This is a genomic window from Nocardia sp. NPDC059691 (assembly GCF_042733915.1).
Lineage (GTDB): Bacteria > Actinomycetota > Actinomycetes > Mycobacteriales > Mycobacteriaceae > Nocardia > Nocardia sichangensis.
This window is the reverse complement of record NZ_JBHWFB010000022.1, coordinates 74,566-100,050: the sequence shown is the minus strand read 5'-3', so window position 1 is coordinate 100,050 and position 25,485 is coordinate 74,566. Positions and strand designations below refer to the sequence as shown.

Annotated in this window: 24 protein-coding genes; 7 read left to right on the top strand and 17 right to left on the bottom strand. The window is 68.3% G+C overall.

All coding sequences use genetic code 11. The annotated features are described in order from the left end of the window. The first annotated feature begins 62 nt into the window (after positions 1-62). Genes ACFV2O_RS34825 through ACFV2O_RS34810 form a run of 4 tightly spaced genes read left to right on the top strand, consistent with a single transcriptional unit; the run spans position 63 to position 3,848 of the window. Positions 63-1,937: a hypothetical protein gene (locus ACFV2O_RS34825; protein ID WP_379255956.1), complete on the top strand. Its 1,875-nt coding sequence runs from the start codon at positions 63-65 to the stop codon at positions 1,935-1,937. After that, positions 1,934-2,128, top strand: coding sequence for a hypothetical protein (locus ACFV2O_RS34820; RefSeq protein ID WP_379255948.1), 195 nt, complete (start codon positions 1,934-1,936; stop codon positions 2,126-2,128). Before ACFV2O_RS34825 ends, ACFV2O_RS34820 begins: the two co-directional genes overlap by 4 nt. After that, a complete protein-coding gene (locus tag ACFV2O_RS34815; protein WP_379255946.1) occupies positions 2,128-2,514 on the top strand; it encodes a hypothetical protein in 387 nt (128 codons plus the stop codon). Before ACFV2O_RS34820 ends, ACFV2O_RS34815 begins: the two co-directional genes overlap by 1 nt. Next, entirely contained in the window at positions 2,511-3,848 is a 1,338-nt protein-coding gene (locus ACFV2O_RS34810; RefSeq protein ID WP_379255944.1) for a hypothetical protein, read from the top strand. Before ACFV2O_RS34815 ends, ACFV2O_RS34810 begins: the two co-directional genes overlap by 4 nt. Positions 3,849-4,051: 203 nt before the next feature. On the opposite strand, the gene ACFV2O_RS34805 is transcribed toward ACFV2O_RS34810, so the two are convergent. The 8 genes from ACFV2O_RS34805 to ACFV2O_RS34770 all read right to left on the bottom strand — a co-directional run bounded on the left by ACFV2O_RS34805 (position 4,052) and on the right by ACFV2O_RS34770 (position 12,031). Then, positions 4,052-5,101: a methyltransferase gene (locus ACFV2O_RS34805; protein WP_379255942.1), complete on the bottom strand. Its 1,050-nt coding sequence runs from the start codon at positions 5,099-5,101 to the stop codon at positions 4,052-4,054. 50 nt (positions 5,102-5,151) lie between these two features. Further along, positions 5,152-6,915, bottom strand: a complete 1,764-nt coding sequence (locus ACFV2O_RS34800) for a GAF domain-containing sensor histidine kinase (RefSeq protein WP_364435370.1) — start codon at positions 6,913-6,915, stop codon at positions 5,152-5,154. Positions 6,916-6,984: 69 nt separating this feature from the next. Beyond that, entirely contained in the window at positions 6,985-7,641 is a 657-nt protein-coding gene (locus tag ACFV2O_RS34795; protein WP_355079413.1) for a response regulator transcription factor, read from the bottom strand. Between the two features lie 164 nt (positions 7,642-7,805). Next, complete coding sequence (locus ACFV2O_RS34790) at positions 7,806-8,462, bottom strand: DUF2267 domain-containing protein (protein WP_364435374.1); 657 nt, start codon at positions 8,460-8,462, stop codon at positions 7,806-7,808. A gap of 146 nt (positions 8,463-8,608) precedes the next feature. Beyond that, positions 8,609-9,493: a DUF302 domain-containing protein gene (locus ACFV2O_RS34785; RefSeq protein WP_379255939.1), complete on the bottom strand. Its 885-nt coding sequence runs from the start codon at positions 9,491-9,493 to the stop codon at positions 8,609-8,611. A 59-nt stretch (positions 9,494-9,552) separates the two neighbouring features. Continuing rightward, positions 9,553-10,560 (bottom strand): Acg family FMN-binding oxidoreductase, encoded by a 1,008-nt coding sequence (locus ACFV2O_RS34780; RefSeq protein ID WP_379255937.1) that lies wholly within the window; start codon positions 10,558-10,560, stop codon positions 9,553-9,555. Between the two features lie 121 nt (positions 10,561-10,681). Then, positions 10,682-10,948: a hypothetical protein gene (locus tag ACFV2O_RS34775; RefSeq protein WP_379255935.1), complete on the bottom strand. Its 267-nt coding sequence runs from the start codon at positions 10,946-10,948 to the stop codon at positions 10,682-10,684. An 87-nt stretch (positions 10,949-11,035) separates the two neighbouring features. Continuing rightward, the gene (locus ACFV2O_RS34770; protein WP_355079404.1) at positions 11,036-12,031 is read right to left on the bottom strand and encodes an Acg family FMN-binding oxidoreductase; all 996 of its coding nucleotides are present in this window, start codon (positions 12,029-12,031) and stop codon (positions 11,036-11,038) included. Between the two features lie 141 nt (positions 12,032-12,172). On the opposite strand from ACFV2O_RS34770, the gene otsB reads away from it, so the two are divergent. Continuing rightward, entirely contained in the window at positions 12,173-16,153 is a 3,981-nt protein-coding gene (otsB, locus tag ACFV2O_RS34765; protein ID WP_379255933.1) for a trehalose-phosphatase, read from the top strand. 3 nt (positions 16,154-16,156) lie between these two features. Here the strand turns inward: otsB and ACFV2O_RS34760 are convergent, their stop codons facing one another. Next, positions 16,157-16,783 (bottom strand): hypothetical protein, encoded by a 627-nt coding sequence (locus tag ACFV2O_RS34760; protein WP_379255932.1) that lies wholly within the window; start codon positions 16,781-16,783, stop codon positions 16,157-16,159. Between the two features lie 161 nt (positions 16,784-16,944). Here ACFV2O_RS34760 and ACFV2O_RS34755 point away from each other — a divergent pair, with 161 nt between their 5' ends. Continuing rightward, positions 16,945-17,073, top strand: coding sequence for a hypothetical protein (locus ACFV2O_RS34755; protein WP_379255931.1), 129 nt, complete (start codon positions 16,945-16,947; stop codon positions 17,071-17,073). A 69-nt stretch (positions 17,074-17,142) separates the two neighbouring features. On the opposite strand, the gene ACFV2O_RS34750 is transcribed toward ACFV2O_RS34755, so the two are convergent. After that, positions 17,143-18,105, bottom strand: coding sequence for an MBL fold metallo-hydrolase (locus tag ACFV2O_RS34750; RefSeq protein ID WP_379255929.1), 963 nt, complete (start codon positions 18,103-18,105; stop codon positions 17,143-17,145). 148 nt (positions 18,106-18,253) lie between these two features. On the opposite strand from ACFV2O_RS34750, the gene phoU reads away from it, so the two are divergent. After that, a complete protein-coding gene (gene phoU, locus ACFV2O_RS34745; RefSeq protein WP_379255928.1) occupies positions 18,254-18,919 on the top strand; it encodes a phosphate signaling complex protein PhoU in 666 nt (221 codons plus the stop codon). 118 nt (positions 18,920-19,037) lie between these two features. On the opposite strand, the gene katG is transcribed toward phoU, so the two are convergent. The 7 genes from katG to ACFV2O_RS34710 all read right to left on the bottom strand — a co-directional run bounded on the left by katG (position 19,038) and on the right by ACFV2O_RS34710 (position 25,429). Continuing rightward, positions 19,038-21,269 carry a catalase/peroxidase HPI gene (katG, locus tag ACFV2O_RS34740; RefSeq protein ID WP_379255926.1) on the bottom strand — a complete coding sequence of 744 codons (2,232 nt, stop codon included), beginning with the start codon at positions 21,267-21,269 and terminating at the stop codon, positions 19,038-19,040. A gap of 35 nt (positions 21,270-21,304) precedes the next feature. Further along, a complete protein-coding gene (locus ACFV2O_RS34735; RefSeq protein ID WP_355079392.1) occupies positions 21,305-21,748 on the bottom strand; it encodes a Fur family transcriptional regulator in 444 nt (147 codons plus the stop codon). A 234-nt stretch (positions 21,749-21,982) separates the two neighbouring features. Further along, positions 21,983-23,152 carry a zinc-dependent alcohol dehydrogenase gene (locus tag ACFV2O_RS34730; protein ID WP_355079390.1) on the bottom strand — a complete coding sequence of 390 codons (1,170 nt, stop codon included), beginning with the start codon at positions 23,150-23,152 and terminating at the stop codon, positions 21,983-21,985. A gap of 12 nt (positions 23,153-23,164) precedes the next feature. Continuing rightward, on the bottom strand, positions 23,165-23,680 hold the full coding sequence (locus tag ACFV2O_RS34725; RefSeq protein WP_379255924.1) for a hypothetical protein: 516 nt from the start codon (positions 23,678-23,680) through the stop codon (positions 23,165-23,167). A 193-nt stretch (positions 23,681-23,873) separates the two neighbouring features. Further along, positions 23,874-24,635, bottom strand: a complete 762-nt coding sequence (locus tag ACFV2O_RS34720) for an enoyl-CoA hydratase (RefSeq protein ID WP_379255923.1) — start codon at positions 24,633-24,635, stop codon at positions 23,874-23,876. 135 nt (positions 24,636-24,770) lie between these two features. Then, positions 24,771-25,175, bottom strand: a complete 405-nt coding sequence (locus tag ACFV2O_RS34715; protein ID WP_379255922.1) for a glycoside hydrolase family 19 protein — start codon at positions 25,173-25,175, stop codon at positions 24,771-24,773. After that, positions 25,157-25,429 carry a hypothetical protein gene (locus tag ACFV2O_RS34710; protein ID WP_379255920.1) on the bottom strand — a complete coding sequence of 91 codons (273 nt, stop codon included), beginning with the start codon at positions 25,427-25,429 and terminating at the stop codon, positions 25,157-25,159. Before ACFV2O_RS34710 ends, ACFV2O_RS34715 begins: the two co-directional genes overlap by 19 nt. Positions 25,430-25,485: the final 56 nt, after the last annotated feature.

Genomic DNA, 25,485 nt, shown 5'->3' with positions numbered 1-25,485 from the left:
CGATTTACGGCCGATGTCCGCCGCTTTCATGATACCGTTAGTAACATATATTCGCTCGTGTGATGGAGGTCACCATGCGCGACGCCGCGCATGCACGGATCGAATGGCTGGCCGCTCCCGGCACCGAGGGCGGGGGAGCGGCGCTGGACCAGGTGGCGATCATGACCGGCGCCGCCGGACTGGTCGCGGTCGTTCTGCTGTGGATCGGGTATCTCCACCGAACCCGCCGGATCACCTGGTTGCAACGCGTCGCCGACCGTCTCGGGCGGCTGTTCAACCGTCCCGGTTGGGTCGCCCTTCCGCTGGCGATGTTCCTCGCGACGATCCTCACCGCGCTGCTGGGCTTCATCTGGGATGTCAGCCTGCACGTCGGCAACGGCCGGGACAACGGGCCACTGGCGAATCCGGCGCACTACTTCATCCTGGCGGGATTGTTCTTCCTGTTCACCGCCGGGATGTCGGCGATCGTGCTGCCCTTGGACGAGAAGCCCGGTGCCGCGGCGGTGCGGATCACCCGCACCTGGTACGCGCCCGTCGGAGGCATCCTCATCGCGGGCGCCGGTCTCTACGCCTTGATCGGCTTCCCCCTCGACGACATCTGGCATCGGATCTTCGGGCAGGATGTCACGCTGTGGGGGCCGACGCATCTGATGCTCATCGGCGGCGCCGGGTTGTCACTGGTCGGTGTGTTGCTGCTCGAATTCGAGGGCAGGCACAGCAAACCGGAGCCCGACCGCGCCGACGGCAGGCTGATGTGGCTGCTGCGGTCCTTCGCTTTCGGTGGTTTGCTCATCGGACTGTCGGTATTCCAGGTGGAATTCGACTTCGGGGTGCAGCAATTCCGGCTCGTCCTGCAGCCGATGCTCATCGCCGCCGCGGCCGCGGTGTCCCTCGTCGCCGCCCGTGCGAGCCTGGGGCCGTTCAGCACACTGGTGGTGGTGGGCTTCGCCGCCCTGGTCCGCACCGTGGTGGCCGTGCTGGTGGGCGGACCGATCATGGATGCCCCGCGCAATGTCTTCCCGCTGTATCTCGGCTGCGCGGTGGTGGTGGAACTGCTCGCGCTGCTACCGCTCATCCGGCGGCCGATCTGGTGGGGCGCGCTGTGCGGACTCGGGATCGCCACAGTCGGCCTGTGGCTCGAATCCCTCTGGGTTCGGGCGGTGTACGTCAATCCGTGGCCTGCCGCCATGTGGCCGGAACTGCTGGCGATGGCCGTGCCCACCGGTATCGCGGGTGGTGTCGTCGGCGCACTGCTGGCGATGACGCTGCGCGGCGAACCGCTGCCACGCCCACCGGTGCGGCGCGGATTGATGGTCGCCGCGGTCGTGATCGTGGCGGCTGCCACCGCCAACGGGCTGCTCATCGACGTGCCGGAGCAGGCCACCGCCACGGTCGCGCTGCGTGACGTCGAATCAGGTCCAGGCGGCAGGATGGTGCTGGCGGACGTCCGCGTCACCCCCGCCGATCTGGTCGGCTCCGACCCCGAATGGATGCAGATCCTGTCCTGGCAAGGTGGCATCGGCAGTGACAGTCCCGGCCGCGGCCTGGTCGTCGATCACCTGCAACGAGTGGGTCCGGGGCACTACGTCTCCACCGAACCCGTCCCGGCTCATGGGTCGTGGAAAACAGTTCTGCGGCTGCAGGACGGGCGCGTCCTGACCGCTGCGCCGATCTTCATGGCCGCCGACCCCGGCATCGGCGTCGACGAGGTTCCCGCGCTCGCGTCGTTCGACCGCCCGTTCATCGCCGAGATCACGGTGCTGCAGCGGGAGCGCTCGTTCGATTATCCGTCCTGGTTGTTCGGCGCGGCATCGCTGGTCGTCCTGGTGTGCAGCCTCGTCCTCGTCGGCGCGCTGTCCTGGGGCGCGGCGCGGATCAACGACCGGTATCCGCACACGAGCCGGACGGCCGTGGCGGAACCGGCGGTCTCGCGATGACCGGTGGCGCCGACAGCGTGGACGTGTTGGCCCATCACTCGCTGCTGCTCGCGATACCGGCCTTCCTGCCCGCCCTGGTCGTGGTCGCCGTCGTCGTGTTCGTCGCCGTGCGAGACCGCCGCGCCGAGGCGCGTGATCGCACATCTGGCTCGCCGTCCGAGCACGGCGCGGACGCGGAGAAGGAGCGGTGATGGCATCTGTGTGGCGGTGGGGGGCGCTCGTGCTGCTGAGCGGTCTGGTCGTGAGCGGCTGTGCCTCCTCCGATCCCGACACCGCCTCGTCGGCGAGCGGGACGGCTGGAGACTCGGAGAGTCTCGTCGTCGCGGTCCGGATCGCGGCGGGGTCGGTGAGCCCGGCCGATGTCCGCCTCGAGACCCGGGTGGGACGACCGATCGAGGTGGTGGTCGACAGCGACGCCGACGACGAACTGCACGTACACGGCACGCCGCAGCACACGTTCGCGATCACCCCGGGGGCTGGACAGCGGTTCCGCTTCACCGTGGATGTGCCAGGGCGGGTGGAGATCGAACTGCACCACGCGCGGCGAACGGTGGCGACATTGCTCGTTCGCGGATGACGGTTCTCGCTCACGGCATCGGCGGCGCCACGGATCTGCCGATCCCACTGTCGTACGCGCTTGTCGGAGCGGCCTGGGCCTTGACGTTCTCGTTCGCGGTGCTGGTGCTCGCCTGGCGCGAACCGCGGCTGGACCCGCGATCACCGGGGATCACGCTTCCCTCGGTGGTCGGTGCGATCGTGGACTCCAGGGCGGTCCGGGTCGTGATTTCGGGAGCGAGCGTGGCCGTCACTCTCGTGGTCGTCGCGATCGGTGTCTTCGGAAGTTCCGATCCGGCGCGCAATCCCGTGCCCGGTGTCGTCTACATCTACCTCTGGGTCGGTGTCATGGTCGCCTCACTGGTGGCCGGACCCGTGTGGAAGGTCTTGTCGCCGGTGCGCGCCGTGCACCGCGCGCTGTGCCTGATGCGGCGCCGTCCACCCGCCCAGGGATTGATGCGTTATCCCGGTTCTTGGGGGCAGTGGCCCGCGGTGCTGGGTCTGTTCTCCTTCGTTTGGATGGAACTGGCCTACCCGGAACCGGGTTCGGTGGCCGCCGTGACCACCTGGCTCGTGGCGTATCTCGTCGTGAACACGGCCGGACTGATCATGTGCGGCACCGTCTGGGCCGAGCGTGCCGACCCGCTGGAGGTGTACAGCAGTCTGCTGGGCAGGCTGAGCCCGTTGGGGCGTCGCGACAGCGGTGAACTCGTGCTGCGATCGCCGTTGAACAATCTGGCGGGAACTCCGCTCCGGCTGGCCGCGGTGGCCGTGGCCGCCACCCTGCTCGGCTCGACGGCGTTCGACAGCTTCAGCACCTTCCCTTCCTGGCGTGGTCTGCTGGCCGACGCCGGTGGCGGCGGATACGAGTTCCTGCCGACCGTGCTGAAGACGGTGGGGCTGCTGGGTTTCATCGTGGTCGTCGGCGGCCTGTTCTGTACCGCCGCGAGGGCGACCGGAGGCCTGTCCGAAGCCGAGCGGAAACTGCTCCCGGCTCGCCTCGCGTACAGTTTGTCCCCGATCGTCGCGGGTTATCTCGTCGCCCACTACCTCACCTTCTTGGTCGAGAAGGGCCAGGCGACGGTGCTCTTGTTCGCGGATCCGTTCGGACGAGGATGGAACCTGGCCGGACTGGCCGACCGCGACGTCGCCTACCTCTTGTCCACCCATCCCGCGGTGCTGGGGACGATCAAGGTTCTGGCCGTGGTGATCGGCCATATTCTCGGCGTCGCCGCCGCGCACGACCGCTGCCTGCGACTGCTGCCGCGGGCCCATCGGGTGACGGGTCAACTGGCTTTGATGCTGACCATGGTCGGTTTCACCTTCACCGGTCTCTACCTGCTCTTCGAGTCCTGAGGCACATCCGAATCTCCCACCGCGACAAGCATTTCGCGCAACGTCTTTTGGAAGGCTCGCCGCCGCGGTGTCCGCGACGATCGCCGCGGAACTGGGCGCGGGCCACCGTCGACGAGTTGGCTCGTATCCCTGCGCGCACACTCATCGGCGCGACGGACGCGCTCACCCGGAAGATGCCCGAATTCGCGAAGCCTGGGGACCGCCTACCCAGGCGCGACCGCCGGGCAGCTGGATGGACGCGGATCGGCGAGGTGTAACTCGATGATCGAGCGGGAACCGGCCGGAATGACCGAGCCGACCCGTAGACCGGCCGACTCGGCGATCTCACGCAGCCTGCCGAGGGGGCGTTCCCGGCCGCGGACGTAGCACAGCATCCGCAGGTCGCCTTCGGTATCGGGTGCGCCACCGTCGGCATCGCCGATGTGGTCGAGCACGAGGACCTTCCCGTGCTCCGGAACCGCGTCGGCGCAGCGTCGCAAGATGCTTACGGCGGCCTCGTCGTCCCAGTCGTGCAGGACACCCGAGAGCAGATAGCCGCCCGCTCCGGCGGGAAGGGGATCGAAAAAGCTGCCGACCTGCGCATCGGCCCGGTGGTCGAGGCCTGCCGAGCGAATGGCCTGCTGTGCACGAGCGACCGGGCCGGCCAAGTCGAGCACCGTCCCGCGCAGGTCGCCATGGGCGCGAAGAAGGGCGACGAGCAAGCTGGCGTCGCCTCCACCCACATCGACGAGGTGACCGAGCGCGCCCCATGAGTAGGCGTCGGCCACCGCCGGGGCATCCGCCGCCAACCGGGAGCCCATCAGAGCGTCGAACGACGCTCCCAGCGCGGGATCGGCGGACAGATCTTCCCAGAACGTCCGGCCGAACTGACGTGGAAAGGCGGGCTCACCGGTGCGAACGGTGTGCAACAGTTGGACGAAGCACAGATCGGCGCGCCCGACGGCGCCCTCCAGATCGATCCAGCGCCGCACCCCTTCCGGATGATCGTCCCGCAGGCGCTCACCCAACGACGTCAGCCCATAGCCGCCGGTACTTCCACGAGACAGCACACCGGCGGTCACCAGGTGGTCCAGCAGACGCCCCAGCGCGTCCCGGTCCGCGTCCACCGCGGCGGCCAGCGCCTCGCTCGTCCGCCTGCCCGCGGCGACGTGGTCGGCCAGCCGCAGCGTCGCGGCCACGCGGATGGCCATCGGCGTCACCAGGTCGGCGGCGGCCCACAGCGCCCCGCCCCATTCGATCGGCTCCTCGGCCATAACCCTCCTCGCTCGTCGGCTCCGGGTCGCCGATCACATGGCTCCGGCGGTCAGCGCAGCGGCACCTGCCAGCACAATCGCGTGCCCGCGGTACGCCCGTCCGGTTCGGTACCGGCCGTGATCGTGAAGGTCCCGGCCGATTCCTCGGCGCGCCGGGCCAGATTCGTCAGACCGCTCGGGGCGACGTCGGTGGGCACCCCGCAGCCGTCGTCCTCGACGACGATGATCAGGTCGTCGGCCACGGTGATCTCGACCGAGACGGTGTCGGCTCCGGAGTGCCGTACGGCGTTGCTGACCGCTTCGCGCACAACGGCTTCGGCGTGATCGGCCAGTTCGGGATCGATGACCGAGAGTGGCCCGCTGATACGCACGGAGGTGCGGATGCCGCTGGGCGCGGTCTGCTGGCGGATGGCTTCCTCGATGCGTTGGCGCACCCGCCCGCTGTCGCCGCCGTGCAGGTCGAAGATCGAGGTGCGGATTTCTTGGACGACGTCTTGCAGGTCGTTGATGGCCTCGGTGATCCGCTCGCGCACTTCGGGCACGCGGGTTCGGGGGACGGTGCCCTGCAGGCTCAGTCCGACGGCGAACAGCCGCTGGATGACGTGGTCGTGCAGGTCGCGGGCGATGCGGTCGCGATCGGAAAGGATGTCCAGTTCCCGCATGCGCCGTTGCGCGTCGGCCAGTTGCATCGCCAGCGCGGCCTGGTCGGTGAAGGCGGAGGTCAGTTCGAGGATCTCGTTGTTGTAGGGGGCCGATTCCACCGCCCGCAGCGCGACCAGCACGCCCACCGTGGAATCGGAGGTCTGCATGGGCAGCACGAGTGCGGGCCCGGCGTCGGGGAAGATCTTGCCGAGATCCGCGCGGCGAGCGTCGTCCACCCGCTGGGGAGAACGCTGTCGGAAGGCCTGACCGATGGTGGTGTCTCCCAACGGCAGCTTGATCAGCCGCTGGTCGTGCGTGGCGCCGGCGGTATGTGTGATCAGAAGTTCGGTGATCTCTTCGGGTGGCCCCTCGGAGTCCGGGACGACCGCGAGATAGGTCCGTTCGGAGCCGGTGAGCCGGTGCGTGGCTTCGACGAGATGGGTGAGGACCTGGCCGGGGGCGGTGCCTGCGAGGAATTCGGTGGTGATGTCGCGGGTGGCTTCGATCCAGGCTTGGCGGGTGCGGGCGGATTCGTAGAGGTGGGCGTTGTCGATGGCGATTCCGGCCGCGGCGGCCAGGGCTCGCACGATGACTTCGTCGTCTTCGGTGAAGGGTTGGCCGCCTGCTTTCTCCGTGAGATAGAGGTTGCCGAATACTTCGTCGCGGATGCGGACGGGCACGCCGAGGAAGGTGCGCATCGGCGGGTGATGGGCGGGGAATCCTACCGAGGAGGGGTGGTCGGCCAGGTTGTCGAGCCGGATCGGTTTGGGCTGGCTGAACAGTAGTCCGAGCACGCCGTGGCCTTGGGGGAGGTCGCCGATCAACTCGCGGGTCGGTTCGTCGATGCCCTCGTAGATGAATTGGGTGAGTTGCTGGTCGTGGCCGCGGACGCCGAGCGCGCCGTAGCGGGCATCGACCAGCGAGATGGCGGTGTGCACGATGGTGCGCAAGGTGCGATTGAGGTCGAGGCCGGAGGTGACGGTGAGCATGGCCTCGACCAAGCCGTCCATGCGGTCACGGGCATCGATGATCTGCTCGATGCGATCCTTTACCTCGCCGAGCAGTTCGCGCAGCCGCAGTTGGGAAAGCGTGTCCCGCACGGAGTAGGGGTCGGCCGACGCGTAATCAGTCGTATGCGTCCCTGAAACGCCGTCAGCGCGGCTTCTCGCCATGGCTCAAGAATATTTCACCCGGTTCCGGAAATGAACGCCACCGCCGAGTGGATATGGACACGCCACCGGTCAGGAGTCGATGGTGGAGCCGGACGGCCGGGACCGGAGTTTGGAGGCGTAGACCGCGGCCTGGGTGCGCCGTTCCAGGCCGAGTTTGGCGAGCAGGCGGGATACGTAGTTCTTCACCGTCTTCTCGGCGAGGAACATGCGCTGAGCGATCTGGCGGTTGGTCAGTCCTTCACCGAGGAGGTCGAGCAGTTTGCGTTCCTGATCGGTGAGTCCGGCCAGGGGGCCGTCGTGGTGGGTGTTGGCGCGTAGTCGTTGCATCAAGGCGGCGGCGGCGCGATTGTCGAGCAGGGAGCGCCCCGCGCCGACTTCCTTGATGGCTTTGGCCAGCTCCATGCCCTTGATGTCCTTGACGACGTAGCCGCTGGCTCCGGCCAGGATCGCGTCCAGCATCGCCTGTTCGTCGGTGAACGAGGTCAGGATCAAGCAGCGCAGATCGTCGAGCTTGGACAGCAGGTCACGGCAGAGCTCGATCCCGTTGCCATCGGGCAGGCGCACGTCGAGAACGGCGACGTCCGGCCGGAGTGCGGGAATGCGGGCTAGGGCCTGGGCGACGTCGCCTGCTTCGCCGATCACGGTGAGTTCCGGGTCGTCGGAAAGCAGGTCGGCGAGGCCGCGGCGGACGATCTCATGGTCGTCGACCAGAAACACCGTGATCATCGAGTGTCCAATCCGGGAGCGGGGGTGGGGTCGACACTACGCATCGGGCAGGCCGCTCGGTACGGGCCAAAGTCCCTTCCTGCGTGGCGACGGGACTCCCGCGGTGCGACGCACCCCGCTGGGAAGTATTCGGTAGGGCCGGTCGCGGAGCTGCCCGGCAGCGATCAGGTCGGCGCCTCCGAGCGGGTGAGGCCTTCGGCGATCAGGATCCGGTGGGCTTGCTGCGCGGCGGAGACCTGCGCGCTGTCGGGCGGTTCGCCGCCGGAAAGACTTTCCAGGCTGCGGGCGAGCACCGCCACCGCGTCGGTGAGTGCGCGTAGCCGGCCGTCCAACTCGTCGAGACGAGACGATTCCGGTCGCGTGACCGGAGTGGCGTCCTGCTGCAAGGTGCCCGCGAGGTCGGCTCCGCGCAGGACGGCCCGCAGATCTTCGGGCAACAGCGCGAACACGTGATCGAGCTGGCCGGGCGAGAACAGATCGGCCAGCGCGTCGGTCACCGCACCCGCGAGAGCGTAGGCCTCGTCTCGGGAGACGCCTGCTTCCAATGCGAACTGATCGAGGAAGGAGGGCACGTCGTGCGGGAAAGGAACGTGTGCGGGCACCCAGCCCTCGTAGAAGATCCCGCGCAGCAGTTCGGGCAGCTGGGCGCTCAGGTGCGCGGCCGCGTTGACACCGATGCGGTCACGCACCGTGTGCAGCCAGGCGCGCAGTGCGCGGTGCGCGAATGCCCGGTCTTCGGTGGCGAGTTCGTCGGTCAGAGTGCGCAGCCACTCGTGCGCGGTGTGCACCGCGGGTGCGAGGGGGTCGCGGTGGTAGCTCATGACGTGTGCCTTTCACGGGTGAATCGTGGTCGAGGTGCGATATCCACGAGACTGCTCGTCCGAGCCGGGACCGGTGAGAGGACTCCTACCCGCACTGACGGGACCATGGTCACCCCGGATGCCGGATCGCCGTGGACGCGACGTGATCACGTCCGCGCGGGCGACGAGTCGCGGAGGATCGCCAACGCGGCGGCGAGCCGCCGCCGCAGCTCGCCCGCGACGGACCGCAGCCCCGGCTGCGCGGTGACGCAGACCAGCAGTTCCGGATCGGCGACCTCGACCTGTGTGCCGGTGTCGGTCGAGCGCACCACGAGACCGCACGAGAACATCGCCCCGGCGTGGCGGTCGGCCGACAGCGCCCGGTAGGTCAGCTGGGGGTCGCAGACGCCCAGCAGCAGATAGTTCTCGATCTGTTCGCCGATCGTCTCGCGCAGCGTGGCCTGTAGGTCGACTTCGGCGATCACCGCCAGTTCCGCACCGCGCAAGGCATCCCTGGTTCTGCGCACCGCCTCCTCGAAGGGGGCGTCGAGGTGCACCGCCACGGTGGCGGCGGGAGCAACCGGCAACCGGATCTCGGTGAGCAGACGCCGGGCGTCGGTGACCTCGTCCGGGCCGATGAGGTAGGCCTCGGTGGGGGGACCGATCGGCCGGTAGCCGCTGTCGCGCAGCCATTCCTGGAGCGCCTGATACGCGGCGGCGAGGTCGCGGTAGCTGCCGCGGTGGCAGGTGCGAGCGACGAGAGTTCCCGGCAGGACGACCACTTGCGCGCCGGAGCTGGGCCCGAGGTTGGGTGCGGGCTCCACCGCGACGCCGAATTCCACCGCGGCCGCTTCGCCTTCGAGTGTGTCGTCGCGGAAGGTGATCGTCGGCGCGCCGCTGGCTACCAAACCGGCCTGCTGCACGACGCGGGTCACTTCCCGCATTCCCTCCGCGATGTCCTCGCCGAGCAAACCTGGGTCGGGACGAAGCCTGCGTGCCATCCGCAGCACCGTTTCCGGTGCGGACTCGACCAGGGCGATCCGGTATTCCACCGCGTCCTCCTCGATTCGTCGTGCTGTGGGCGCGGGCCGCCCTTCGGGTGTCGGTGGGCTCAGCGGGAACCGGTGACGGTGAAGACGTCGGTGACCGGGCGCCGGGGAGTCGGCGGGACCATGTCGGCGTCGTCGGGCGCGGTGCCGACACGGAGCAGCACCTGAGGCGTCGCCGGACGGGGAACCAGGCCGGCGAGCAGTCCCCGGGTCGTCGGCAGTTCGGTGACATGGGTGAGCGCGCAGGTCGCCAGACCCGCGGCGGTGCATTCCAGCAGCACGGCCGACAGCGCCTCGCCGGTGCGCAACCAGCGTGTCACCGAATCCCCGTCGGTGCCGAGCAGAACCAGCCGCGCGCGATCGTCGAGCCGGGCCCGTCGCATCGAACGCGGCGCCGGGGGGAACGCGCGCCCGACACCGACCCGGGCGAATTCCGCGTCGGACACCAGCGCGGAGGCCGGCACGCCTTCGAGCGTCTCCGAATGCCCGGCCCACCATTCCAATTCGGTCTGATACAGCAAGTCCTGGCGGCGCAGCGCACCGATCTGTTCCGAAGCGGCGGCGAGCCGAGGCCGGGCGCTGTCGTCCAAGACGTCGAGTTCCACCTCGTGCGGGGAGGTGAGCATCCGCAGCCGGGGCAGCAGGCCTGCGAAGCCCTGCGGTTCGAGCATCGGCAGCCGGTCGGTGCGGCGCCGGTCGATGACGCGTGCTCGGGTGTGGATCCCCTCGGGCGGGTCGGTCCACGGCCGGAATTCGATCACGGCGAGATGGTCGGGTCGCTGCCGATCCGGCACGCGCACCGTGTCGGTGTGCCAGCCTTGGTCGGCGAAGGCGGTTCGCGCGTGATGCAGGACGGCTCCGCAGCTGATCACCAGCTGGCGGCCGTGCGGGTCGGTCGAGGGCAGCAGCCGGTCGGCGTCGGTGTAGAGGTGCAGGCGGGTTCCGTCGAACACCCACCGCCACGGCTGGGTGTTGTGCACCGACGGCGCCCGGGTGGCCAGCCGCAACGCAGCCAGCATCACCCGATGATCGGGTACCGATATGGCGGGTGCTTCGTCGTTCGCGGTCATGGTTCGAGTCTTCGCGGGATCGTCCGGGGCGGATACGGGCGTTCCGCCCGCGACGCAGGGTCCTTGGTCACCGTCGCCCGCCGATCCGGCGCGAGGCCGCCGTGACCTTCCACGCGGCGTTCTACTCCTCGGTGTCCGCCACCCCGGCACGCAGGATCGTCACGCCCCACCACAACAGCCGCAGCGCGAGACCGGCATAGATCAGCACCGCCAGATACACCAGGTCCGCGCCGTAGTCGCGCGCCCAATCGGGCAGCAACAGGACGAGCGCAACGAGCATCCCGATCAGCATGATCGAAGCGAGCACCACCGCGGGAACCGCCAGCGGCACCGAGTCCGGGTCCGGAGTTCCGTCGGATGGACGTGGAGATATACGACGGAGTGACATAGCACACAGCCTGCTCGGGGGGCGGGTGCGAGGGGAGGGTACTGCTGCCCGTAGAGCGGGGGCGAAGGTCCCGATATCGATGTGGCCTCAGTCCACCTCGCCCTGTGGACCGGACATCTCGAGGATCTCCGAGAGTGGACGGCGCGGCGTCAGTGGAGCGTCCTGCGCGGATTCGGGTGCCGAGCCGACCCGGACCAGCACCTGCGGCAAGCCGAAACCGCCGGTCAGCGTGCGGACCAGCGCGCGGCTCTGCGGGACTTCGGTCAGGTGGGTCAGCGGACAGGTCGCGTACCCCGCGAGGGTGCACTCCAGCAGCACCGTGGACAGCACCTCACCGCAGTGCACCACGTCGTCGGGGGTGTCGCTGTCAGTGGAGAGGACCAGGATCACCGAATGGTCGTCGGCGACCTCACCGCGCCGGTCACCGGAGACGGTGGGGAACTTGCGGCCCACGCTCACCCGCTGCCGTTCCTGCTCGGAGATCAGCGACTCCTTGGGGACACCGGCGTCGGCGACGACGTGCCCCGTCCACCATTGCAATTCGGCGTGGTAATCCGGGTCGTAGCGGCGCAGCGACGCGGTCATCTCCGAGGCGCGGGCCAACGTGGGGCGGCTGTCGTCGTGCAGGACGTTCAGCGTGGCGTCGGCGGGATCGAACGTGCTGCGCAGCACGGTTTCGAAATCGGGCCATCCGGGCGGTGCCGCGAACGGCAGCCGGTCGGTGTGCCTGCGCAGGATGGCGTCGGCGCGGGCGCGGTCGGCGTCGGTCACGAAATGCGCCCGGTGGAACGTCATGGTGGCGAGATGATTGCGACGATTCGGGTTGGGGAAATGGGCGACGAGGGTGCGCCAACCGGCAGCGGACATGGCCGCGCGGAGATGGCCCAGCGCGACACCGCAGCTGATCAGCATCTGACGACCGGTGGTGTCGGTCGCCGGGAGGCGGCGTTCGGGTACCGCGAACAGCCGCAGCGCTTGGCCGTCGAACGTCCAGTGCCAGGGCTGGCTGTTGTGCAGCGACGGCGCCCGGCCGGCGAGGAGGACGGCCTTCTCGATGGTTTCTCCGGTGGGTAGCTCGTTCATATGGCCGACGGTAGGTCCCCCATGCCGATGGGAAAACAGTCGTTGGTCCCGGATCTAGTCGCTGGTGGCCCCCACGTCAGGCCGTTGTTGCGGACTTTCGTCCCTGGACGGGACACCGGCGGCTCGGTCAGGCTTGAAGTCGTGGGCAACGGTGTGCGGGCGACGCCGCGGATCGATTCGCGCCGCCACGACGCGGTGATCTTCGACATGGACGGGGTGGTGACCGACAGCGCGTCGATGCACGCCGCGGCGTGGACGGAATTGTTCGACGACTTCCTCACCCGGCGTCCCGCCGGTGCCGGACAGGACCGGTCGCCGTTCACCGAAACCGACTACCTCCGCTTCGTCGACGGCAAGCCACGCTATCGAGGCGTGGCGGACTTCCTCGCGGCGCGAGGTATCGCGTTGCCCTGGGGTACCGCCGCCGATCCGGAGACGGCCGAAACCGTATGTGGGCTCGGAAACCGCAAGGATCGTCTGTTCCGCGAGCGCGTCGCACGTGACGGTGTCCGGGTGTTCCCGTCGACCGTCGACCTCGTTCGTCGTCTGACGGCCGCGGGCATCGGCACGGGCATCTTCTCCGCCAGCCGGCATTGCGCGCAGGTGCTCACGGCCGCCGGTGTCGCGGACCTGTTCACGGTGCGGGTGGACGGGAACGATGCCGAGGAATTGGGCCTGGCGGGGAAGCCCGATCCGGCGATGTTGCTCGAGGCCGCGCGCCGACTCGGGGCCGGACCGGACCGGACGGTTGTGGTCGAGGATGCCGAGGCGGGCGTCGCCGCCGGTCGCAATGGGGGCTTCGCGCTGGTCATCGGTGTCGATCGGCGGGCGAACGCGGATGGGCTGCTGGCGCGGGGAGCCGACGTCGTCGTCGATGACCTCGCTCGGGTGCGGTTGCGCGGGGGCTTCCGGCGGATGTCGGAGCTGCCGGACGTCGAGGAGGGCTGGCCTCGGATAGCCGACCGTCTGAGCACCGAGAAAGTCGCGGTGCTGCTCGACTTCGACGGCACCGTCGCGGATATCGTCGCCGATCCGAATGCCGCCGAACCCGTCGCGGGCGTGGCGGCCGCATTGCGGAAGCTGGCAGCGGAATGCCCCGTCGCGGTCGTCAGCGGACGCGATCTCGCCGATTTACGTGCCCGCGTCGGCGTCGGCGGAATCTGGTACGCGGGCAGTCACGGCTTCGATCTGGTGGCCCCGGACGGCACCGGGCACGTGCACGACGCCGCACCCGGCGCCGAGGAGGCGCTCGCCGCGGCGGCCGGTGTACTTCGGCGTCGCCTGCGGGATGTCCCCGGAATCCTGGTGGAGCACAAGCGGTTCGCGGTCGCCGTTCACTACCGCAACGTCACGGCGGAACACGTCGGGGGAGTGGTCGCCGCGGTGCACGAGGCAGGGCACACGGCGGGTTTGCGCGTCACCCACGGCAGGCGTGTCGCCGAGCTGCGTCCGGATGTGGACTGGGACAAGGGCGCCGCGGTGCGGTGGATTCTCGACCATCTCACCGTCCCGGTGCTGCCGGTCTATCTCGGCGACGATCTGACCGACGAGGACGCGTTCGATGCCGTCGAAGCGGATGGGCTCGCCATCGTGGTGCGCCACGGGGAGACCGGCGACAGGCACACCGCCGCCAGGTACGCGATCGACGGGCCGCATCGGGTCCGCGACTTCCTCGATCGGCTGGCCCGCAGCCTGCGACCCGATACCGTCGCGGCCGCGCCGGAGTCGTGGACACTCGACTTCGATGGATACGACCCGGCCCGAGAGAAGCTCCGGGAGTCACTGTGCACGGTCGGCAACGGTTATTTCGCCACCCGCGGTGTGGCGCCGGAATGCGGGGCGGGAGCGGTCCACTACCCGGGTACTTATGTGGGCGGGGTGTACAACCGGCTCTCCGACACGATCACCGGCCACGTGGTCGACAACGAAAGTCTGGTCAATCTGCCGAATTGGCTCCCGCTGACCTTCCGGATCGAACGCGGCCCCTGGTTCGACATCGATACCGCGGATTTGCTGGATTACCGGCAGCAGCTGGATCTGCGCCGCGCCGAACTCGTGCGGCGGTTCCGTTTTCGCGATCCGTCGGGTCGGATCACCGCGGTGACGCAACGCCGGTTCGCCGCCATGCATCGTCCGCACTCGGGCGCGATGACGACGACGATCACCGCCGAGAACTGGTCGGGCGAACTGACCATCCGCTCGGCGATCGATGGATCCGTGCGCAATCAGTTGGTGCAGCGGTATTGGGACCTGTCCGACACCCACCTGGTGACCGAACACGCCGTCCACCTGTCCGCGAGATCGGTGCTGCTCTCCGCGCGGACCTGCGCCTCGAGAACGCCGGTGGCCGTCGCGACGCGCAGCGGTCTGCGACGCGGCGGGGAGCCCATCGACCCGGCATGCGAAGCGATCCACGAGGACGGCCTGATCGGGCACGATTTCTCGGTTCCGGTCACCAGCGGGGACGCGGTGACCGTGGAGAAGATCGTCGCCGTGTTCACCGGACGTGACCCGGCCACGGCGGGACCCGACGAGGAAGCCGCGCGCTGGATCGACGCGGTCGACAGCTACGCGGATCTGTTCGAGGGACACGCGGTGGCGTGGGAGCATCTGTGGGCGCGGCTGCGGATCGACCTGGACGGTGCCCAGGACGCGACGCGCATCGTGCGCCTGCACCTGTTGCACCTGATGCAGACCTTGTCACCGAACACCACGAACATGGATGTGGGCGTGCCCGCGCGCGGCCTGCACGGTGAGGCCTATCGCGGTCATGTGTTCTGGGACGAGCTGTTCGTCTTTCCCGTGCTGAATCCGCGGTTTCCCGAGCTGACCCGTTCTCTGCTGCGGTACCGCTATCGCCGGCTGCCCGAGGCCAGGCGAGCGGCCGCGGAAGCGGGACTCGCCGGGGCGATGTTCCCGTGGCAGTCCGGCAGTGACGGCCGTGAAGAAAGCCAGCGGATGCACCTGAATCCGCTGTCGAGACGCTGGAATCCGGATCCCAGCCGCCGTGCGCACCACATCGGGATCGCGATCGCCTACAACGTCTGGCAGTACTACCAGGCCGCCGGCGACCTGGAGTTCCTCGTCGGATGCGGCGCGGAATTGCTGGTGGAGATCGCTCGTTTCTGGTCGAGCCTGGCGCGCTACGACGCCGAGCGCGACCGCTACACCATCCGTGGCGTGATCGGCCCGGACGAGTTCCATTCCGGCTATCCGGACGCGCCGGAGGCCGGTATCGACAACAACGCCTACACCAATGTGATGGCGGCCTGGGTGATCCTGCGGGCGATCGACGCGCTCGCTCTGCTGGCACCGCGCGAACGATCGGAGCTGCTGGAGAAGCTGTCGGTGCGACCGTCGGAATCGGAGCACTGGTCCGTTGTCGCTCGGCGAATGTACGTCCCGTTCCACGACGGAGTCATCAGCCAGTTCGAGGGATACGAGCGACTGGCCGAACTCGATTGGGATCACTACCGTCGTCGATACGGCAACATCCAGCGGCTGGACCGGCTACTCGAGGCCGAGGGCGACGACGTCAACCGCTATCGGGCCGCCAAACAAGCCGATGTCCTGATGCTGTTCTATCTACTGTCGGCCGACGAACTCCGGGAACTGCTGGGACATCTCGGATACGAACTGCCCGCCGAGATGATTCCGCGGACCATCGACTACTACCTGTCGCGCACGTCGCACGGCTCGACGCTCAGCGCGCTGGTGCACTCGTGGGTGCTGGCGCGGGCCAACCGGGAGCGCGTCGTGGAGTTCTTCGATCTGGTGCTCGGCTCCGACGTCGCCGATATCCAGGGCGGAACCACCGCGGAGGGGATTCATCTCGCCGCGATGGCGGGCAGCGTCGATCTGCTGCAACGGTGTTTCACCGGTATGGAACTGCGCCGCGACCGCCTGGTGTTCTGCCCGTATTGGCCGGAGTCCTTGGGCGCCTTGTCGTTTCCGATGATCTATCGCGGCCATCGGCTGACCGTGCGCGTCAGCGGCGATGGCGTCGAGATCGGCTCGGATCCCGGCGCGTCGCCGCCGATCGAGGTCACCTGCCGGGACCAGACCGCGCGGCTCGAGGCGGGAGCGACGGTCCGGCTGCCGATGAACTCGGTGAGCGAGTGATGATCACCGGCTCTTCCGCCGGTGCGGCGGCACCGCTCGCCCGCGGTCGTCAGCCGGAGCTGCCCATTGGTCGAGTCGTTGATCTCGTGCGTCGTTCCGGTGCCGGCAATCCGGGTGCGAGATCCGGTCCAGTTCGGTGTGGGCGATGCGCGCGGCCCAGGCACGGGCGCGTTCCAGCTCTCCTGGCCCGAGCGGGCCGGTCGAGTCTTCGAGGAGGAAATCCATCGGGTCGTCGGCGAGGGAATAGCCCAAACGTCGTAGTCGTTTTCCGATGCCGCGTGCGGTCGATCCGGACAGCCACGACTGACCGGCCGGTTTGGTGGCGAACGCGATGGCAGTGTGGCCCCGCGGAACGGGCAGTGCCGCTTCGAGCCACTCCCGGACACCGATGTCGGCGATCGGCGCATCGGTTCGCTTGGCGGCGTCGCGGCGGGTACGCCGACGGCTGAGCCGGAAGGTGCGGGTCGGTCCGCCGACCACGAGCAGATGCACCTTCGGAGCGGGCACTTCGGCGGCCGCGGCCACCGGCACGACTTCGACGTCGGCGTGCTCGCGCAGCCCTTCCGCGATGGCTTCCGCGACCGCCGCGGTGTTGCCGAACATCGATTCGTAGACGACTCGTGCGCGCATGGCTGGCTCCTCCGCACCGCGCCTCGCCGAACGCGGGTACCACGGACGCTATACGGCGTGAAAGACCGCGCACAGAGTCGAACCTACACTTGCCGAGGGACCTTGGCCCCGTCCTCGGCGTGTGATCGGGCGGGTTCGGAGACCGCGGATCAGAAACCGACGTGAGCTGGCTGCTCGATTGGGCGAAGGAATACTGGTGGAGTTTCCTGGTCCGGGCTATGAGCCTCGATCATGGCTCGCTGCCGACCGCCTCGAAGCTGCCCGCCCTCGTCGATCGCGTCAGGAGATGAGCGAGGTACACCGCCTGGTGACCGGCGCGGCGCCGATCGAGCCCGCCGGGGCGGCGGACGGCCGCGCGGTTATCGATGCGCCCATCTTTTCGCCGCGGTGTGGTCGTGGGTGGGAACGACCTCGACGTCCGCGGGCAGGCGGTGCAGGCGGTGGATCGCCGCGAACGCGGCGGATCGGTCGTGGTCGACGAGAAGCCCTGGCAGCGGGGGTTTCTCGCGCAGCAGCCGGATCTGCTCCCGCCGCCAGACGGCGTCGCCCGCCAACAGGACGGTGCCCCCGTCCGCTACCGCGAGAACGAGCCCGATGCTGCCGGGGGTGTGCCCGGAGAGGTCCACCGCCAGCACCGAGCCGTCGCCGAAGAGGTCGTGGCTGCGGGAAAAGGTGAGTACGGGGGGCCCGTCGAGGTCGAAGGACGGCGTCGGTCGTGAGCCGAGCGACTCCGCGACGCCCATGGGGGCCGTCTCGGGGTTCGTCGCCCATCCCAATTCGGCCGTGGTCACCCGCAACGCGAGGGATGCCGGCAGGTCGAGCAGTCCGGCCACGTGGTCCCAGTGGATGTGCGTCGCGATAGCGAAGTCGACTGCGTCCACGGGGACAGCGGACATCGCGAGCGAATCAGCTAGGCCGACAAGCGATTTACGTGGAGCGACGAGATCGCGATACGGGCGGCGCAGCTGCGGCAGGACCCGGGCGTGTACGTCGGCGCACATCGCCGGATCGACCACGAAACGAGCCTGTGGGTGTTCGACCAGAAAACTGGTCATAGCGATCGCTACCGAGGGCGGCCGCAACGCTCCTTCGATCACCCCGTAGGCCGGAGCGGGCCGCACACCATGGATGAGCGCGGTCAGCCGGACCCTGGCTCGCGCCCGGGGCAATCCCGCGTCGGTGAGCGTGTCGAGCAACTCCGTGTCGCGACGTCGCGGCTGTAGCGTGCGCCACGGCATCGACATCCCGGCGGCGCAACACGACCACCACGTCCCGGCGGTACCGGTCCGCGCCGTCAACGGCCCCGCTGATGGCAGATCCACACCGGCCCCTTCCAGCCCGACCGGCAGCGGCGCGGCCGACGAACAGCTTTCTCAGGCAAACCACGATGTTAACTCAGGTTCCGGCAGTCGACCGGTGCGCGATCGCGGACCCGCAGCGCGCCGGCGGGATGCGCGCGATGATGGAGGGGTGCGCACCCGCTTCCACGATCACCTCGAGCAGCTCGCCGACCACTTGCGAGCGATGTGCGTGCGCAATCGGGAGGCCATCGCGATGGCCACCGACGCCCTTCTCGGCGCGGATCTGGAGCTGGCCGAACGCACCATCGACTACTGCGCCGAAACCGCCGCGATGCGCGAGGACGCCGAGCACGCCGCGGTCACCCTTCTCGCCCTCGAAGCTCCCGTCGCGGGAGAACTGCGGCAGGTGGTGACGGCGCTGCAATTGGTCGATGACCTCACCCGGATGAGCGCGCTGACCGAGCACATCGCCGACGCCGCCAGACGCAGGCATCCCGCCGACGTGGTCCCCGAACCGGTGCGAGATCTGATGACCCACATGGGTGCGGCGGCCGTCGACCTCGCCGACGCCGCGGTCGGTGTGCTGACCACCGCCGACCCCGGCGACGCCGCGGACCTCGACGCTCGCGACGACACCATGGACGATCTACACCGCGCGCTGCTGGCGGCGATCCTGGCCGAAGGATGGGACAACGGCACCGCGGCCGCGGTCGACGTCACTCTGCTCGGCCGCTATTACGAACGCTTCGGCGACCACGCCGTCGAGGTGGGCCGCCGCACCCTGTACATGACCACCGGGCGCCGCCCGGACGACGAGGTCGCGCAATCGCTATAGGACCGCGAATCATGGGTGCGCGGAACGGAATCCGTTGTGCTCGACGGTGCATCGGACGGCGGGTGACGAGACGATCCAGGCCGGTCACGAAGGACCGGCCTGAATCGTCGAATATCGATCAGGCGAGATCGAACCGGTCGTTTTCGACCACCTTGACCCACGCCGCGACGAAGTCGTCGACGAACTTCGCCTTCGCGTCGTCCTGCGCGTACACCTCGGCCACCGCCCGCAGCACGGAGTGCGATCCGAAGATGAGGTCGTTGGCCGTCGCCGTCCACTTCGCCGCACCGGAGGCGCGGTCGAAGCCTTCGTAGACGTTCTCCGCCGACTCCGACGCCTTCCACTCGGTGTTCTGGTCGAGCAGGTTGACGAAGAAGTCGTTCGTCAGCACGCCCGGCCGGTCGGTGAACACACCGTGGTCGGTGCCGCCGTAGTTGGCGCCCAGAGCGCGCAGACCACCGATGAGCACCGTCAGCTCCGGAGCCGTCACGTCCAGCATGTACGCCCGGTCGAGCAGCAGGCGCTCCAGCGGAGCCTTCTCGCCGGTCCGCGTGTAGTTGCGGAACCCGTCGGCCCGCGGTTCGAGCACCGCGAACGACTCGACGTCGGTGTTCTCCTGGGTGGCGTCCGTGCGTCCGGGTGCGAACGGCACCGTGACATCGTGGCCCGCGTCCTTGGCGGCCTTCTCGATCGCCGCGGACCCGGCCAGGATGATCAGGTCGGCGAGCGAGACCTTCTTGCCGCCGGAGGCCGAACCGTTGAAGTTCTGCTGGATCTGCTCCAGCACCGGCAGCACCTTCGCCAGCTCGTCCGGCTCGTTGACTTCCCAGTTCTTCTGCGGCTCGAGCCGGATCCGGGCACCGTTGGCGCCACCGCGCTTGTCGGTGCTGCGGTAGCTGGCTGCCGAGGCCCAGGCGGTCTTGACCAGCTGCGCGACCGACAGGCCGGACTCGAGCACCTTGCTCTTCAGCTCCGCGATGTCCTGCTCATCGATCAACTCGTGATCGACAGCGGGAACGGGATCCTGCCACAGCTGCGGCTCGGGAACCCAGGGGCCGAGGTAGCGGCTGATCGGGCCCATGTCGCGGTGCAGGAGCTTGTACCACGCCTTGGCGAACGCCTCGGCCAGCTCCTCGGGGTGATCGAGCCAGCGCCGGGTGATCTCCCGGTAGATCGGGTCTTCGCGCAGCGACAGGTCCGTGGTCAGCATGGTCGGCGTACGCGCGGGTCCGTCGAACGGATCCGGGATCGCGCCCTCGCCCGCACCGTCCTTCGGCTTCCACTGCCAGGCCCCGGCGGGGCTCTTGGTCAGCTCCCATTCGTAGCCGTACAGGTTCTGCAGGAAGCCGTTGCCCCACTTGGTCGGGGTGGCGGTCCAGACGACCTCCAGGCCGCTGGTGATGGCGTCCTTGCCCTTGCCGGTGCCGTAGGCGCTCTTCCAGCCCAGGCCCTGCTGTTCGATGGGAGCGCCTTCCGGTTCGGCGCCGACCAGGCTTGCATCGCCCGCACCGTGGGTCTTGCCGAAGCTGTGGCCGCCGACGATCAGCGCGGCGGTCTCCTCGTCGTTCATCGCCATGCGGCCGAACGTCTCGCGGATGTCGCGCGCGGCGGCCACGGGATCCGGCTGACCGTTGGGCCCTTCGGGATTCACATAGATCAGGCCCATCTGGACGGCGCCGAGCGGGTTGGCCAGCTCGCGGTCACCGCTGTAGCGCTCGTCGCCGAGCCAGGTGTCCTCCGGACCCCAGAAGACCTCCTCCGCCTCCCAGATGTCCGGACGGCCGAAGCCGAAGCCGAAGGTCTTGAACCCCATCGACTCGAGGGCCACATTGCCCGCGAACACCAGCAGGTCGGCCCACGAGATCTTGCTGCCGTACTTCTGCTTGACCGGCCACAGCAGCCGGCGCGCCTTGTCCAGGTTGGCGTTGTCCGGCCAGCTGTTCAGCGGCGCGAAACGCTGCGCGCCCTGACCGCCGCCGCCGCGGCCGTCGGAGATGCGGTAGGTGCCCGCGGCGTGCCAGCTCATCCGGATGAACAGGCCGCCGTAGTGGCCGTAGTCGGCGGGCCACCAGTCCTGCGAATTGGTCAGGACCGCCGCGACGTCGGCCTTGAGGGCGTCGACGTCGAGCTTCTTGAATTCTTCTGGGTAGTTGAAGTCCTCTCCGAGCGGGTTGGACTTGGACGTATGGGCGTGCAGCACCGAGACATCGATCTGCTCCGGCCACCAGTCCTTGTTGCTGCGGGGGCGGTGGTCCGTCTTCGCGGTGGGCGACGGGATCGCCGGGTTCTCGCTCTCGCTCGCGCTCTGCGTCTTGGTGTCAGGATTGGGCGGGCGGCTATCGGATGACACAGCATTCCTTCCTGAATGAGTGATGTGGGCTGCGATCACGAATGTGATCGGGAAGCCTGTGATTCCACACAATCGGGGCACAGGCCCCAGTAGATGACCTCGGCTTCATCGATCGAGAAGCCGCTGTCATCGGACGCGGTCAGACACGGGGCCTCGCCGATGGCGCAGTCGACATCGGCGATCACCCCGCATCCTCGGCATACGACGTGATGGTGGTTGTCGCCGACCCGCGATTCGTAGCGGGCGACGGACCCGGACGGCTGGATACGCCGGACCAGGCCGGTGGCGGTGAGTGCGTTCAAGGAGTCGTAGACCGTTTGGTGGGACACCTCGGGCAGCGCGGATCGAACAGCGCGGATGATCGACTCCGTGTCGGCGTGCGGGTGGTCGTGGACCGCGCTGAGCACCGCGACCCGCGGGCGGGTCACACGGAGCGAAACTCCTCGCAGCATCTGCTGGAACTCCGAGGCCGTTGGCATGCTCGGAAGTCTCGTCCGTTTTCTGGAACGAGTCAAGAGTTTGTTCGGAAGTTGCGCGGTACGGGTCGCGCGGAGGCCGCCCCGGAGGGGTCATCGGGCAGCGTACCCACTGCCGCGCAGAGCACGTGGGCGTTTGCGGCGATTCGATCGAGCCGACGAGGCGCGGATGATCCGGCTACCGGATCGGATGAGCAACCAGTGAGCTATCTCGGCGCTGCGGCCCCATGGGCCCGCTCAGGGCCGGAAAACGGAGCGGATGCAGCCTTCCTTTTTGTGCTTGAAGATGTCGTAGCCGTATACCGCGTCATCGAGCGGCATGTCGTGGGTGATCAGGTAGGAGGGGTCGAGATCGCCCTGTTGGATGTAATCGAACATGCGGGGTACGAACCGCTGTCCGTATTGCTGTGCCGTGCGGATGGTGAGGCCCTTATTCGTCACGACGCCCATGGGGAATTTGTCGGTGAGACCGTATACGCCGAGCACCGAGACGATGCCGCCTTTCCGGCACGCGAGAATCGCTTCGCGCAGCGGTGTCGCGCGATCCGATTCCAGCCGGAGCAACTGTTTGGCCCGATCGTAGAGTTGCTGGAGTCCGGTGCCGTGTCCTTCCATCCCGACGGCCTCGATGCAGGCGTCGGGCCCGCGGCCACCGGTACTTTCGCGCAGGATCTCGTGGACGCTGTCGACGGCGGTGTAGTCGATGGTTTCCGCGCCGAACTGCTCTTCCGCCACGCGCAACCGCTCGGGAAGGCGGTCGATGACAAAGATCCGCTCGGCGTCGAGCAGGCGTGCCGTGTGCCCGGCCATCAACCCGACGCCGCCGCTGCCCCACACCGCGACGGTGTCGCCGGGGTGGATGTCGCAGAATTCGGCGCCCATCAGTCCCGTCGGCACGGCATCGGACAGGAACAATGCTTGTTCGTCGGTGATGCCGTCCGGTATCCGGAAACAGTTGGTGTCGCCGAAGGGAACACGGACATATTGCGCATGGGAACCCTGATAACCCCCGAAGGGATGGGTGTAACCGTAGATTCCGCCGGTCGGGTAGCCGAAAAGCGGTTGTTGCAGAGCGCTGTTCGGATTGGTGGTATCGCAAAGGGAATACAGTTCGTGGTCGCAATACCAGCACGATGCGCATCCGATGAAGGACGGGACCACGACACGGTCACCCACGGCGATCGAGGTGACTTCGGCTCCGGTTTCTACGACCTCGCCCATGAATTCGTGTCCGAAGACGTCGCCTTCCCGCATTCCCGGCAGATATCCGTCGATGAAGTGCAGATCGGACCCGCAGGTGGTGGTCAGGCGGACCTGGACGATGACATCGTGCGGATTGACCAGAACCGGATCGGGGACGGTTTCCACGGCGAGTTCGTTGACGCCGTTCCAGCAGAGCGCGTGCATGTCTCCTCCTGTTCACCGAGCGGAAGAGCGGGCGCTCGGATTGTGGGCCAGGGTGGGCATTTCGCCGGTCTGCAGCCGGGCTCGGGCTCGGTAGAGCGCGGTGAACATGCCCGCGCCGGTCAGCAGGTCGGGCAGCGGGGTCCGGGCTCGCATCGTCACTTCGGTCCCGAGATTCCGCGGTGCTTCCCGGAAGGTGAGTTCGATTTCGAGACCCTGGCCTGCGTCCTGGTCGGCGGAGCCGACGAACCGGAAGTGTCCGTCCTCCTCGCGCAGTGTGGTCTTCCAGGTCGTGTGTCCGTCGGCGCCCGCGTACAGCCTCCACTCGTAGGTCGACGGAGCCGGAGATCCGACCTCGGCGACGTCGCCCAGTACCTCGGACAGGCTCGTCGGGTCGCGCCAGAACTGCTCGACCTCGGCTCGTGGCCGGGCGATGGTCACGGTCTGGCTGCCCGAGTAGCTGGTCGCCGACTCGATCACCCGCCCCACGAGATCGCTGAGCAGGTGTTTGGTGTCATCGATGTAGTGCATAGGGCCCTCCTCTCGCTCTCCGTGGTCGCAGGGCACCCGGCACACACGAAGGGCCCCTGCGATCCGGATACGAACCATCGGCCGCAGAGTCGTGCGCTTCCTATGCGGTCTCGGAGCGGCTACCCGCCGCCGGAAACGCCAAACCGTTTCCGTCCCGCTTCGACGACCTCCGCCCACACCGCGCCGCCGCCGTTCATCTCGATCGGCCGATCTCGGCCTGCTTCGCCGCCAGGCGCGCGGCGAATTCCGGGGAGTCGAGGGAGGCGACCTGCGGCACGATCTCGGCGTCGACGGCATCGGCGTGGGCGTCGAGATTCGCGGTGTGGCGCATGGTGCGCTTGGTGGTGATGAGCAGATCGCGCGGCGCTTCGGCCGCGCCGGCGGCGAAGTCGATCGCTCCGGCGAGCAGCGCGTCGTGATCGCCGTCGATCACCCGGTGCGCCAATCCTGCGCTCAGCGCCGCCTGGGCGTCGAGGATCTCCCCGAACAGCGTCATCGCGGCGGCCCGTTGCGGTCCGACGGCGCGTTGCAGCATCCAGGTCATCCCGCCGCCGGGATGAAGGCCCAGCCGCAGGAATCGCGCGTCGAACCGCGCGCGGGGACCGGCGATCCTGACATCCGCGGCCAGCGCCAGATTGAGTCCCGCGCCGACGGCGGCGCCGCCGACCACCGCGATGGTGGGCAGTGCGCAGCGCGCGACCGCGAGGAATCCGTCGTAGATCACCCGCAGCCCCTCCTCGCGTGCCGCACCGAGCGCGCTCAGATCGGCCCCGGCGCAGAATGCGGGCGGGGTTCCGGTGACGAGCACCGCGTGCACGCCGGTATCGCGCTCGGCCTCGGCCACCGCGGCGGCCAGTTGTTCGGACAGCGCCGGTGTCAACGCGTTCCGCCGATCCGGGTCGTGCACGGTGATGACCGCGACCTTGTCCCGCCGCTCACTCCTGATCTCCGCCATGACCGGATCGTAGGCGCCGGGGACGGTCAGAAGACGCTCGGGACCGCGCACCGACTCGTGGAGCGCTCTGACCGCCGAACGGAGATCCATCGCCGAGCTCACCGGGTCCGCGGATGCGTGGCGAACAATTCGGGTTCATTCCGCGTCGAGTACCTTGCGGGCACGGTCGTAGTTCTCCTTGCGCTCCGAAGCGCCGTTGGAACCTCCGTTGATCGATCTGGTGATCGCGCCGACATCCGATTCGTCGGCCCGGTCGTTCAAATTCTTGGCGTCCCAGAACCACCCGGCGGTTGCGAAGGCGTACTTCGGATCGGCGGCCAGCTTGTGATCGCCGACGAGATCGACACCGAGGGCCTCGCCCGCCTCCCGGTAGTTGTTGCGACCGGTCAACTGCAACGCGCCACGGCCGTGGAAGCGGGCGCCGTCGCCGGGCTTGTTGTTGCCCAAGCTTCGGCCGACGCCGGAGCCGGGCCCGTAGAGGCGGTTGAAGTATTCGTCGTCACCGTATTCCTCGAGCGTTTTCAGGTCGTCGGTTTCCACCCCTCGGGGTGTCCGTTGCCGAGTTGGTCGACCATGAGATCCAAGGCGTTTCGAGTGAACTCGATGACTTCCCGCAGCGTGGCGGAGGCTTGTGGTGGGGCGATCAGACTCTCGATCTGTTTCCGGGTATCGGCGACCGCCGAAGACGCCTGCGGGGTCGGATCCGACCCGAGTACCTTGGCCGGTAGTGCGAGCAGACCGTATCGTGCCCGCCCCCAGGGATCCGCCTGCAACGGGTCGTAGGGGGAGCCCATGTCCACGATTCTCGCATGACCAGCGCAAACGTCCGCCATTCTCTCCCCAGCTGTGA